Source organism: Kitasatospora sp. NPDC017646 (genome assembly GCF_044329365.1).
Taxonomy (GTDB): Bacteria; Actinomycetota; Actinomycetes; order Streptomycetales; family Streptomycetaceae; genus Kitasatospora.
Map to the genome: position 1 here is coordinate 36,728 of NZ_JBIRJC010000048.1, position 11,376 is coordinate 48,103.

12 protein-coding genes are annotated in these 11,376 nt (G+C 70.8%); 4 read left to right on the forward strand and 8 right to left on the reverse strand.

All coding sequences use genetic code 11. The features are described from left to right. Window positions 1–69: 69 nt before the first annotated feature. Window positions 70–2,277, reverse strand: a complete 2,208-nt coding sequence (locus tag ACH4J0_RS37465; RefSeq protein ID WP_396245655.1) for an NHLP family bacteriocin export ABC transporter peptidase/permease/ATPase subunit — start codon at window positions 2,275–2,277, stop codon at window positions 70–72. Beyond that, the gene (locus tag ACH4J0_RS37470) at window positions 2,278–3,084 is read right to left on the reverse strand and encodes an HlyD family efflux transporter periplasmic adaptor subunit (protein WP_396245656.1); all 807 of its coding nucleotides are present in this window, start codon (window positions 3,082–3,084) and stop codon (window positions 2,278–2,280) included. 1,097 nt (window positions 3,085–4,181) lie between these two features. Between ACH4J0_RS37470 and ACH4J0_RS37475 the strand changes: the two genes are divergently transcribed. Further along, a complete protein-coding gene (locus tag ACH4J0_RS37475) occupies window positions 4,182–5,102 on the forward strand; it encodes a JmjC domain-containing protein (RefSeq protein ID WP_396245657.1) in 921 nt (306 codons plus the stop codon). A gap of 82 nt (window positions 5,103–5,184) precedes the next feature. Here ACH4J0_RS37475 and ACH4J0_RS37480 read toward each other — a convergent pair whose 3' ends face one another. From ACH4J0_RS37480 to ACH4J0_RS37490, 3 genes are all read right to left on the reverse strand, one after another. Continuing rightward, entirely contained in the window at window positions 5,185–5,538 is a 354-nt protein-coding gene (locus ACH4J0_RS37480) for a hypothetical protein (RefSeq protein ID WP_396245658.1), read from the reverse strand. 74 nt (window positions 5,539–5,612) lie between these two features. Further along, a complete protein-coding gene (locus ACH4J0_RS37485; RefSeq protein ID WP_396245659.1) occupies window positions 5,613–7,037 on the reverse strand; it encodes a SagB family peptide dehydrogenase in 1,425 nt (474 codons plus the stop codon). Between the two features lie 261 nt (window positions 7,038–7,298). Then, on the reverse strand, window positions 7,299–8,060 hold the full coding sequence (locus ACH4J0_RS37490) for a MerR family transcriptional regulator (protein ID WP_396245660.1): 762 nt from the start codon (window positions 8,058–8,060) through the stop codon (window positions 7,299–7,301). Window positions 8,061–8,235: 175 nt separating this feature from the next. Here ACH4J0_RS37490 and ACH4J0_RS37495 point away from each other — a divergent pair, with 175 nt between their 5' ends. Next, window positions 8,236–8,379, forward strand: coding sequence for a hypothetical protein (locus tag ACH4J0_RS37495; protein ID WP_396245672.1), 144 nt, complete (start codon window positions 8,236–8,238; stop codon window positions 8,377–8,379). Next, on the forward strand, window positions 8,324–8,599 hold the full coding sequence (locus tag ACH4J0_RS37500) for a DUF6126 family protein (protein ID WP_396245661.1): 276 nt from the start codon (window positions 8,324–8,326) through the stop codon (window positions 8,597–8,599). The genes ACH4J0_RS37495 and ACH4J0_RS37500 overlap by 56 nt, the downstream gene beginning before the upstream one ends. Here ACH4J0_RS37500 and ACH4J0_RS37505 read toward each other — a convergent pair. From ACH4J0_RS37505 to ACH4J0_RS37515, 3 genes are all read right to left on the reverse strand, one after another. Continuing rightward, a complete protein-coding gene (locus ACH4J0_RS37505) occupies window positions 8,545–9,270 on the reverse strand; it encodes a hypothetical protein (RefSeq protein ID WP_396245662.1) in 726 nt (241 codons plus the stop codon). The two genes, ACH4J0_RS37500 and ACH4J0_RS37505, sit on opposite strands and share 55 nt — an antisense overlap. Further along, entirely contained in the window at window positions 9,267–9,788 is a 522-nt protein-coding gene (locus ACH4J0_RS37510; RefSeq protein ID WP_396245663.1) for a SigE family RNA polymerase sigma factor, read from the reverse strand. Before ACH4J0_RS37510 ends, ACH4J0_RS37505 begins: the two co-directional genes overlap by 4 nt. Before the next feature lie 77 nt (window positions 9,789–9,865). Then, complete coding sequence (locus ACH4J0_RS37515) at window positions 9,866–10,501, reverse strand: hypothetical protein (RefSeq protein WP_396245664.1); 636 nt, start codon at window positions 10,499–10,501, stop codon at window positions 9,866–9,868. A gap of 317 nt (window positions 10,502–10,818) precedes the next feature. Between ACH4J0_RS37515 and ACH4J0_RS37520 the strand changes: the two genes are divergently transcribed. Beyond that, on the forward strand, window positions 10,819–11,049 hold the full coding sequence (locus tag ACH4J0_RS37520) for a hypothetical protein (protein ID WP_396245665.1): 231 nt from the start codon (window positions 10,819–10,821) through the stop codon (window positions 11,047–11,049). Window positions 11,050–11,376 lie beyond the last annotated feature (327 nt).

Genomic DNA, 11,376 nt, shown 5'->3' on the forward strand with positions numbered 1-11,376 from the left:
GGTCCCGATCCCGGCTGGGGGTCGCCAGGCCGCCGTGACCTCGGGCCCGGAGGATGTCGTGCTCATACGTCAGTGCTCCCGGACGAGCTGGGCGTAGGCGCCGCCGGCCGCGGACAGGGACTCGTGCGTTCCCCGCTCGACCACGTCGCCCCGGCTCAGCACGACGATCTCGTCGCTGTCGCGGATGGTGCTCAGCCGGTGGGCCACGACGACCGTGGCGCAACCGTGACGGCGGATGTTGTTCATGATCAGGCGTTCCGTCTCGGCGTCCAGGGCACTGGTCGCCTCGTCCAGGACGAGCAGCCGGGGGTTGCGGACGAGCGCCCGGGCGATCTCCAGCCGCTGGCGTTGTCCGCCCGAGAAGTTGCGGCCGTCCTCCGCCACGTGCGCGTAGATGCCGCCCGGACGTGCCGACACCACGTCGTAGATCGCGGCGTCGCGGAGCGCGGCGATGACCTGGTCGTCGGAGATGGAGGTGTCCCAGAGCGTGACGTTGTCCCGCACCGTCCCCTCGAACAGGAAGACGTCCTGGTCGACGAAGCCCACCGAGGCGGCGAGCACTTCCGGCGTGATGCTCTCGCGCGGGAGGCCGTCGATGTCCACCGAGCCCTCCCAGGGCCGGTAGAGGCCCGAGATCAGGCACACCGCGGTGGACTTGCCGCTCCCCGAGCCGCCGACCAGCGCGACCTGTCGGCCGGGGCCCACCGAGAAGGAGAACTCGGTGACCAGCGGGGCGTCCAGCGGGCTGTAGCCGAAGGTGACCCGGTCGAAGGTCAGGTTGCCGGCGAGCCGCCCGGCCGGGGCGTCGGAGGCGTCCGGGCGTGCTTCCGCCCGGTGGTTCTCCACGTCGCGCAGCCGGGTCACCTGAACCGCGAAGTCCTGGACCCGCTGGGCCACCGCGATGAGCTGCGCGATGGGGTTGACGAAGGCCGATACCAGGGCCTGGAAGGCAACGAGCAGCCCGACCGTCAGGTCTCCCTTCACCGCCTCCAGGCCGCCGATCAGCAGCAACAGCGAGGTGGTGACGGAGGCCAGGGTGGGGGCGACCACCGCCATGATGGCACTCGGCACGCCGATCTTCTGCTGCCCGGTGACGACAGCGGACTGTTCCTTGGCCCAGCGTCGGAAGAAGGCGTTCTCGCCGCCGGTGGCCTTCATCGTCTCGATGAGCTGCAGGCCACTGTACGAGGTGTTCAACAGCTGCGCCTCGTCCGTGGCCAGCCGGCTGACGCCGCTGGCCCTGATCCGGGCCACCGTGCGCAGGGCCACGATGTTGAGCAGGGACAGCGACACGCTCAGCACCGTCAGCCAGGGGTCGTAGGCCCACAGCAGGCAGGCGTACAGCACGATGGCCAGCGCGTTGACCAGGACGCTCGACAGGTCGTTGGACAGGGTCACGGCGACCTGGTCGTTGGACTGCATGCGGCTGCTGATGTCCGCCGGACTGCGCTGGACGAAGAAGTTGACGGGCAGTCTGAACACGTGACGCAGGAAGCGACTGCTGTTGATCGTCGCGTTGGAGATGCGCAGCCGTAGCAGGAAGGTCTGGCGCAGGAAGGTGAGCACGCCCGTCACCAGGACGGTCGCGGCCATCAGGCCGAAGAACGACATCAGGAACGAGCGGTCGCCGCCCAGCAGGATGGAGTTGACGAACGCCCGGGTGAGCGCCGGGTACGCCACACCGACCACCGCGAGCAGCACGCTGACGTAGGTGCTGAGGGCGAGCAGCCCCCAACTCCCGCGCAGCCTGGTCGGCATGCTCGCGAGGAAGCCGGGCCGCCGGCCGCCGGGGCGGAACCCCTCCCCCCGGGACATGGTGAGCACCACGCCGGTGAAGCTCTCGTTGAAGTCCGCGAGGTTGACAACCCGCGGCCCGCTGCCGGGGTCGTTGAGGTGGACAACGTCCTGGCCCTGGCGCCGGCCGAACCCGTTGAGAACCACGAAGTGGTTGAACTCCCAGAACAGGATCGCCGGGGGCTCCAGCTTCGACAGGGCCTCGATGTCCATCCGTCGTCCGGTCGCCGTCAGGCCGTAACTGCGAGCGGCTTTCAGGACGTTCGACGCCTTCGAGCCGTCCCGCGAGACCCCGCAGGCGACCCGCAGCTCCTCGAGCGGTACGTAGCGCTTGTAATGGGCGAGGACCATGGCGAGGCTGGCGGCCCCGCACTCCAGTGCTTCCATCTGGAAGATCACCGGTGGCTTGACGCGGCGGGCCGTACGGCGCCTCCGCCGGGCCCGCGTCTTCGACGTTCCGTCGGTGGTGGTGAGTACGGACATCTACGACAACACCCAGCCAATCGGTCTGACCGATGGCAAGTGCACGGAAGCGCTCACCAGCGTGCGGGAATCAATCAGGTACGGCGGGCCGGTCCGGGTGGACCACTGGAACCCGCTCGTGGTGCCCGGTTCCGTCAACAGCCTCACGACCACTTGCATCGGTTGGCCCTGGCCGGAGAACTGGCCGGCCAGTTGGGCATCGCCCAGGAAGCCGGCGATCTGCTTCTGCGTCTGGGAGAACTGGCTGACCGACTGGACGACGCCGCGCAGTACCCCGTACTCCTGGGCCGGAGCGGACCGCAGGTCGAGGTCCACGGTGCTGCCCTGGGTGATGAGGCCGGCACTGCTCGTCGGTGCGTACAGCACCGCGATCAATGGATCGGTCGGTCCGCTGACGCGCTCGACCACGGCGAGGTTCGTGCCCGCGGTGACCACCTGACCGACCTGCGCCAGGATCGCCGTGGTGCGTCCGCCGCTGAAGGCGCGGACTGTCTGCTGGGTCGAGTCGACCTGGACGGTGAACAGTGGAGCCTGCGCCGGGAAGGTCGTACCCTGCTGGGCGAAGACCCCGGTGACCTGTCCGGAGACGGGGCTGTCCAGGGTGTAGCTGCCCTGACCGTAGGTGAGGATGCCGGGCACGGTGACCTGGCGCGGTATCGCCCCGGTGAACGCCCACAGTGATCCTAAGGCGACGAGCACCGTGACCATGAGCAGCGCGACCAGGCTGCGCGGTTTGGCCAGCATGGCTGCTGTGCCGAGGTCGGTGGTGGACTGGAGTCTGGCGAGTGCCTGCTCACGGAACTGCACGGGTGAGCTTCCTTCCTTCCTGCGGTTGAGGGGCTGACCGGCTGTCAGACGGTTCGGAGGGTGCCGGCATCCGAGTGCGCCCTGCCCAGCGCCCTCTCCGTGCGCAGGAGCATCCGGACCACGTCAGCGAGCCTGGCGTTCGGGTCGTCGTGCACCGGGAGGCCCGGACGGATCAGCCGCGGCGTGGCCCGCACGTCCTCGCGGCGCACGTGACCGAGCTCGGCGCCGACGGCGATGGGCTTGAACGTCGCCCCGGGCGATGCCGACTTCGTAGAGCGCGATCGGCTGCGTGGACGCCTTCTCGTTGCCTCCACCAGCGATCGCACGACCAGGAGGGTCGTTCCGTTCAGGGCACAATCTTCTCTGCGGGGCGGAAAGCCCGTCAGCGGTCGGCGCGCCGTCGAATTCGACGAGCCTCTCGATTTCCGCCCGCTTCTCCGCGCGACGGGCCGACCGACGGAATCGGGTCAGCGTCTCGCTGGGATCCGCACCTCGTTTTCGAGTCGGAAGCATGACTCTGCATCACGAACACCCCCTTTCGACCGGTTGCCGAGGACTCGCCTGTCGCGGGCCGCCCACCGGACTGGATCCTGGGCGCGACACCGAGTGCCGATCCGTCACATGTCCGATGAGCAGCCTCTTTGCCGACACCCAGAAAGGACTCGGACGGAACACTCGGCTTCGCTCGGTGGTGATGCAGACGCTATTTCCGGGCGCCGACGGCCGGCAAGCCTTCTGCGGAACTGCCACCAAGACGCGCAGGGAAACGCTCCACCGTGACAGCGATCCGTGTCATCGACCGCGATTCACCGGCGTCCGCGATGCTCCGGCAGGCCGAGATGACCCCGGATCGTTCCGGACCAGTACCCTGCGGGATGCCGGAAAATGATTCCGGGGCTGTCATTCTCCGGGGCCCGCCGAGCGGAGGTCCGGAAAGGCGGTGGCGCCGAAAAACGGCAGCGGCACGATTCGGTGGAACTGTCCGGATTCACTCGTGCCCGTACCCGAGCAAGTGTCGGCGAATTCTTGCGCCGCCCGTTCGGCGAAGCCTAGATTCGGCGCGAGATCGCCCCCGATTCGGAAGGCCACTCCCCCGAATGGAAACTCTTCGCTCCCTGGTGGGCGACCCCGCACCGTTCCTGGAGACGGCGTGGCGTCGCCGGGCCTGTCTGCTGCGCCCGCCCGCACCGCTCGCCGCGCCGGTCGCCCTGGCGGACGTCGACGACGTCCTGGCCTCGGGCATGCTGCGCGTCCCGTACCTCGAGCTCGTCGCCCAGGGGAGGACGCTGGAGCAGGAGGAGTACACCAGCGCCCGCCACCTGATCGACCGCAGCTTCCGCGGCTACGCCGACGCCGCCAAGGTGATGCGCCACGTCGATGCCGGCGCCACCTTACTGATGCGCAACGTCGAGCACTGGCACTCCGGGGTGGCGGCGCTCGCCGGCCGCCTCGCTGCCGAGCTGAACCGGGGTGTCGAAGCCTTCCTCTTCGTGACCCCGCCCGGCCGGAAGGGGTTCGGCTCCCACCGGGACGACGCGGACGTCCTTGTGCTCCAACTGCACGGCAGCAAGCGGTGGCAGGTCCACGCGATCCCCGAGGACGGGTGCTGGCAGAGCGGCCTCGAGCCGGAGCCGGGGCCCGTACAGCTGGAGACCACGGTGCACGCGGGCGAGGTCCTCTACGTCCCGCGCGGCGCACCGCACTCGGCCGTCGGTCACACCGACGGTCTGTCCTTCCACCTGTCGCTGACCGTGCGGCAGCCCGGCACCACCGACCTGCGCTCGGCCCTCACCCGTCGCTTCGAGGACGGTCTCGACCTGCCTCCGCTCCCGGTGGACCCGGAAGAACTGCGCCGGACCGCAGCGGAGTTGCTCGACCACTACCGGAAGCGGCTGGCTGAGCTCACCCCGGAGGAGCTGTGCGCCTCCGTGGAGACCGTCTCGTCCTCGACGACCGGTGCCGCTTCGACCGAGCCGCACCGCACCCTGGCGAACCTGGCGCCGGCACTGAACGGCTGAGCCGTGGTGGTGAGCGCCGGAGCCGGGTCCGCAACGGCCCGACCCGCGCGCCCGCCGTCCCGGTCCCCGGTCCTCCGGCGGATCAGTAGGGCATCTCCGGAAAGCCCTGGACGCCCACGCCGGCCACCAGCGCGTCCAGTTCCTCCTCCGAGAGGTCCCGCTCCTCGAAGCGACCGGGGCGGGGCACGAACAGCGTGAGCCGGCCGCTGACGGCTGCCTCCTCCCAGGACCGGATCTGCGCGTCCAGTACGTCCGGTGCCGCGGGCCGGTCGCGGTCGACGACCACGGTCGTTCCCGTCGGCACCCGGATTCCGTGCTCGGCGAGCAGGATGCGCGGGTCCTCGGCCAAGAGCCTTTCCTGACCCCGATCGGACCAGACGGCGGCCACCGCCGCGCTGTAGCCGGAAGCGAAAGCGGTGCGTTCGGTGGCGTGCATGGCGCGGTCCTCTGCTCTCGGGTGCGGTGGGGGAACATGTCTCTGCCGGGCCGGGGCTCCCGGGGCGCGCAGTCTCATGCCGGCTCCCGGCCGTCGGGCGGGCAGGAACCAAGAACAAACTCGGCGACGGCCGGCTCGGCCAGCGTGTCCAAGCCGGCCAGTGCGGAGAAGGAGGCCGTGTCGCCCGCACCGAGGGCACAGGGGGCGAGGCCCATGTCGGTGGCGACCAGGTACATCCAGGCGCTCAGGATCCCGGCGTCCTTGAGTGCCAGCGTGTACGGGATCCCCTCGTACTTGCGCATCAGCGGTCCGACCCGGGCCGTGATCACGAACAGGACCTGCGGCGGGCCCGGCATGGTGGCCGTTCCCCGGGCGAAGGACAGCATCCGTTCGGTCGCCGGCCCCGGCGCGGCCACCGGCGCGAGCCGGTGGTGCGTCGAGTCGTAGTGGTAGAGGCCGCCGGGCAGGCCCGCGCACCGCGAGACCAGCGGGTAGACCTCCAGCTCACCGAGACCGCCCGCGCCTGGATAGGGCCGGACTCCGGTCGTCTCGCCGTCGCGGTCACGGATTTCGAGGCGCTGCACCCGGTGGAGGAACTCGCCGAGCTGGGCCAGGGTCACCGGCCGACTGTCGTCGTGCCCTCGCACGCTGCGGCGCCGCGCCATGACCGTCGACAACGAACTGGACTCCCGGGCCGCGTACGGGGGTGCGGGCAGGGCGATCGAGGAGCGGCCCTCGGCGGCGGCCGTCCGCCCGCAGTCCGCCGCCGGCGGACTGCGGAAGCGGTCGGTGGCGCCGATCGGCGCCGCGTGGCGCTCCGGGCGGGAGCGGTCGTGCAGCCAGAGTTCCTCCGCCGACCAGAGGGCCATCGGTGCCGCACGGGTCTCGGCCCCGGCTTCCTCCGGGGTCACCAGGAGGCGGGCGGCGAGCAACTCGTCCAGCAGGAACCCCGCCCCCGACTCGTCCACCCCCGACTCCTCCGCCACCTCGCCGAGGCCGATCTCCTCCGCACATGCTCGGGCTAGGACGGCGGCCGGCCGGAACCCGGAGAAACTGATTCCGACGGTGCTCAGCGGCGAGTACGCCACCATCCGGCCCTGCTCGGCACGCATCACCGCGAACCTGGACATCCGGTAGACCGCTCCGGGCCGGTGGCGGCGCTGCGGCGGAACGCTCTTGGCGCCGATGCTGCGGGGCACGACATCCAGCAGGGCGCGGGCTCCGACGGAGACCCGGCGTTCCAGCCAGGAGTGCAGCAGCAACCGGCGCACCAGCAACTGGGTCGGCAGCAGCCGCGAGTCACCCTCCAACCCGGTGACTAGCTGAGCGATCTGCAAGTCGCTGAGCCAGTTCTCCACCATCCGCAGCAGCACCGCGCGGCGCCCTGCCTCCAGCCCGGGCAGGCGCAGCCGGTAGCGGGACTGTTCGAGGACGAGCGAGCCCCCCGGCCCCTCGGTCAACCGGGCGTCGCTGCGGAGCCGGTAGCTCTCGGTCTTCACCGTGCCCAACAGGGGAGTTGTTCGATTCACTGGTTCTTCATGCTTCCGGTACTGAGACGGCCGTACGGCACGTCGGCAGGGCTTGTGGTACTTGAGGACCCGCGGGCGCGGCACCGCAACTCCGTTGGTGACGGCGCACCCTGGCGGAGTGCTGGCGATGCGACTGTTCTACAAAAAAGGAACGGGATCGGGCGTGCCATCGGCTCACGATTGCACCGATTCCTGCCACCGGCCGGACGCTGCGGGCCAGGCCGCGCCGGTTCATCCGTTCTCGACCACCAGGTGCTCCTCGACCCAACTGTCGGAACCGTCAGCGTCCATGAGCAACTCGGTGACGATCTCACGGCCCCGATCCTCCGCGGCGGCCCGGAACGTGCTGACCAGCAGCTCCACCACGCCCTCGGTCAGCCGCGCGATCCGCTGCCCACCGGCCGGCCCTCGCACCGCCGCCGGTGCCGAAGAACCCTGTTCCTCGGCGGCGCCGGCGAGGAGTTCCGCGCTCGACGAGGCGACCAACTCCTCGGCGGCGCTGGTGATCCGGTCCAGCGAGCGGGCCAGGCACCGCAGGGCGGCCGTCGGCGGGACGCCGGTCCGCACGAGTTCCACCGTCGCCCGGTGCACCTCCGGCCGTGCGACGGTCACGGTGCCGTCGGCCTCCCAGCCGAGCATGCCGTGGCGGTTCAGGGAGCAGAACACCGCGAGCTGGTCGCGCACCGCGCGGTTGACTGCGGAGGCGAGCCGGGCCTCCTCGGCGTCTCGGTCCCCCACCCCGAGGAAGGCCGCGATGGACACCAGGTTGAAGCCCTGGCGCTGCAGGTGGACGATGTGGCGCAGCCGACGGATGTGGGTCTCGTCGTAGTACCCGACCCGACCCCGGCGGGCCGGCGGCGGGAGCAGCTTGCGGGACTGGTGGGCCCGGATGTTGCGCGGCGACATCCCGACCAGCCTGGAGACCTCCTCGACCGTGTAGGACGCGTCCGGACGATCCGCGTGGAGTACGGCCTGCGGCGGACTCGGTTCCATCTGTTGCTCCTCGGTGGTGCCATGGCCTGGTGGTGCCGCTCGGTCCCCGTCCTGCCATCGACGGGCCCCCTCTGGCGGCGGCGGGCCGGCTGCCCGCCGCCGGTCCCCTTCCCGCCCCTCACTGGCGGCGATCTGGTTCGTCGGGACGCCGCCCTGTGGACCGGCGGCACCCCGGGTGGCGCCTCTGGCCACGGCGGCGCGCCTGGCCACCGACGCGTGGGGCCGGATCATCACCGCCCCCCGGCGCTCGGTCGCCGACCCCTGTGTGTACACGGTCGGGGACGCCGCCGACCCGGTGCGGGTCGGCTGGGCCCCGTGACCGACCACACCGAGAAGGAACCGCTGCCGATGCGAGTGCCGCCGCCCGCGACGAGAAGGGCCGGCGCAAGGCGATGCTGATCCGCGCCCCGATCTACATCGCCGGTACCCACCTGTTCGCGGGCTTCGTGATCCTGCTGTTGTTCCTGGACGGGCGTCGGCTGAGTCAGCCGTGGTCGGGGACGACCAGCTGGGAGATGACCTTGCCCGCAGAGTCGTAGACGGTGACCTTGCGGACGTCCGAGTGGAACGGGTGCTGCGGGTCGATGGCGTGGCGCGGCTTGAACGGGCCACCGTCGGCGTACCAGACACCCCAGCCCGGGTGGCCGGCCAGCGTCAGGATGTGGCCGGAGAGGGTGTCGTCCTGGGTGGCGATCTCGACCCGGGCCGCATCGCCCGTGCCCATGAACACCCCGGACAGGAACAGCCGCCCGTTGACGCCCTCCTGCTGGGCACTCGCACTTCCCGGCGCGAGGTTGCCGTCCACCACACTGCGGAACTGATCGCTCTGCTCCGGGGCGGACCAGTGCTTGCCCTCCGCGGTCAACCACAGCGTCACACCAGGCAGGGCCTGCACCTTCTCCCCGGCGGCCACCACCCGCACCGCCGAGGGCACTGCGGTGGGTGCCGCGGTGGGTGCCGCGGTGACTGCCGGAGCGATCCGAGCGCGGTCGGCGGCGGAGAGGTGGTCGGCGGCGGAGAGGTGGACGGCGGCGGCTGCGAGGGAGCCGAGTAGCAGACCGCAGCAGACCGCCAGCCCGGCCGCGCGCCGACGCTTGCGGGCGCGGCCGGCCCGTTCGATGGCGGCCAGCGGGGGCGGGGCCGGCGTGATGTCGTGCGCGGTTTCGGCGAAGACAGCGCGCATCCGTTCGGCGTCGGACCGGGAGGTCATCTGGCGGCTCCGGCGGCAGTGTCGTGGGCGAGCAGGGGGTTGGCGCGGAGGGCCTGCAGACCTCGCCGGATATGGGTCTTGACCGTACCGAGCGAGCAGTTGAGTACTGTGGCGGTCTCCAGCTCGCTCAGATCCTCCCAGAACCGCAACACCATGACGGCGCGTTGACGGGGCGACAGTGCCTCCAGCGCCTCGATGAGCGCGGTGCGGTGTTCGATGGACTCGGCGTGCCCCTCCTGGGAGCCGTGCACCGACTCCGGCAGGAAGGGCATCAGCAGCTGGGCGACGCGTTTGCGGCGCAGTCGGCTGAAGTTGTTGTTCACCAGCGCCCGGCGCACATACCTGTTGACCTCGTCGCGCGGGATCCGCGACCAGCGGGCGTAGACCTTGACGAGCGTGGTCTGCACCAGGTCCTCGGCCTCGTGGAAGTCGCCGGTCAGCATGTGCGCCGTGCGCACCAGCCGTGGCCAGGCCAGGGCGGCGTAATCGGCGAAGTCCGCGGAACTGTCATGCGTCACGAGCGGCGGTTCCTCTGGATCAGGGCGTCCGGGGCGGGGCGGAGGGGCCCGGACATCGCCCGGACCCCTGGGGCACATCAGCCGTGGTCGGGGACGACCAGCTGGGAGATGACCTTGCCCGCAGAGTCGTAGACGGTGACCTTGCGGACGTCCGAGTGGAACGGGTGCTGCGGGTCGATGGCGTGGCGCGGCTTGAACGGGCCACCGTCGGCGTACCAGACACCCCAGCCCGGGTGGCCGGCCAGCGTCAGGATGTGGCCGGAGAGGGTGTCGTCCTGGGTGGCGATCTCGACCCGGGCCGCATCGCCCGTGCCCATGAACACCCCGGACAGGAACAGCCGCCCGTTGACGCCCTCCTGCTGGGCACTCGCACTTCCCGGCGCGAGGTTGCCGTCCACCACACTGCGGAACTGATCGCTCTGCTCCGGGGCGGACCAGTGCTTGCCCTCCGCGGTCAACCACAGCGTCACACCAGGCAGGGCCTGCACCTTCTCCCCGGCGGCCACCACCCGCACCGCCGAGGCCGCCGAGGCCTTGGACGACTCCAACGGCTTGGGCGTGGCGGTGGACTTGGCGCTGGCTGCCGGGGCGCTCGCGACGTGTGTGGCCGGGCCGACCGGCTTCGTGTCGGCGAACGCCTGGGCAGTGGTGGCGGCACCCGCCATGGCAGCCGCGACCGCCGCGGCGGCCAGGTACTTCTTCATCCGCGTCATGATGTACAGCTCCTTGCGGTTTCCGATCGAACAGGACGGAGTGGGCGCCTCTCCACCCGTAAGAACCCCGTTCGCCCGGAGCGCGGATGACACTACTTCCATTTTTCTTTTTGTCAGACTGACGCGGGCGCAGGCTCCTGCTCGGCGGCAGTGGTGCGACCGGCTCGGGTTTCGGGCGCGGGGCCGCGCGGGATGAGCGCGGCTGCGTCTTCCCCGGAACCGTCACCGCGGCTGCTCGTTATCCGGGCCCGCACCTGACCGCGTGCCACGACCTGACCCGCCGCCGTCCATCATCTTTCACCAGAGAGGTGGGATCCATGAGTAGCCCCGAAGGCACCCACTGCGGCGGCGTCGACTGCGACGCCCGTCATCGCCTGCCCGAGCGCTGGGACGAGGTGCAGCGCAGGGCCAGCAACCGCGAGCGGTGCACCAGCAAGGGCGCGGCCCGGCCTGCGGCCACGACGCCGTTCGTCGGCCGCCGGGACCCGGACGAGCTGGCCGCCGACACCTACAGGGACGACTACACCGGCTCCCGGATGGACTGGTGACTCTCAGCTGGAAGGCGTGACGAAGGCGCCGGCCGGGACAGCGAACTGTCCCGGCCGGCGCCTTTGTGGTTGTTGGTCAGCTGTCGGCGGCCGGGGTGGCCAGGCCGCCGGGCCCCAGCGGGCGGCGGGTGCCGGACGCGAGCCGTGGAGACGGCGCCACGGGTTCGAGGAACGGAGCGTGCTCACCGCGGTGAGCCGGGCCTCGGGGGACGCCTGGACGGCGGCCGGGTCGCTAGGTGTACTGCCCACGGAGGTTGGTGACAGGGGTCACGGTCAGCTGATCTTGAAATGAGTGAGGGCCTTCTGGCCAGGTGTGGATTGCGAGAT

What these genes read in the sequence shown, in the direction of transcription:
- ACH4J0_RS37465 (WP_396245655.1), bottom strand. Translation starts at nt 2,277, where the DNA reads ATGTCCGTACTCACCACCACCGACGGAACGTCGAAGACGCGGGCCCGG.
- ACH4J0_RS37475 (WP_396245657.1), top strand. Translation starts at nt 4,182, where the DNA reads ATGGAAACTCTTCGCTCCCTGGTGGGCGACCCCGCACCGTTCCTGGAG.
- ACH4J0_RS37480 (WP_396245658.1), bottom strand. Translation starts at nt 5,538, where the DNA reads ATGCACGCCACCGAACGCACCGCTTTCGCTTCCGGCTACAGCGCGGCG.
- ACH4J0_RS37490 (WP_396245660.1), bottom strand. Translation starts at nt 8,060, where the DNA reads ATGGAACCGAGTCCGCCGCAGGCCGTACTCCACGCGGATCGTCCGGAC.
- ACH4J0_RS37505 (WP_396245662.1), bottom strand. Translation starts at nt 9,270, where the DNA reads ATGACCTCCCGGTCCGACGCCGAACGGATGCGCGCTGTCTTCGCCGAA.
- ACH4J0_RS37515 (WP_396245664.1), bottom strand. Translation starts at nt 10,501, where the DNA reads ATGACGCGGATGAAGAAGTACCTGGCCGCCGCGGCGGTCGCGGCTGCC.
- ACH4J0_RS37520 (WP_396245665.1), top strand. Translation starts at nt 10,819, where the DNA reads ATGAGTAGCCCCGAAGGCACCCACTGCGGCGGCGTCGACTGCGACGCC.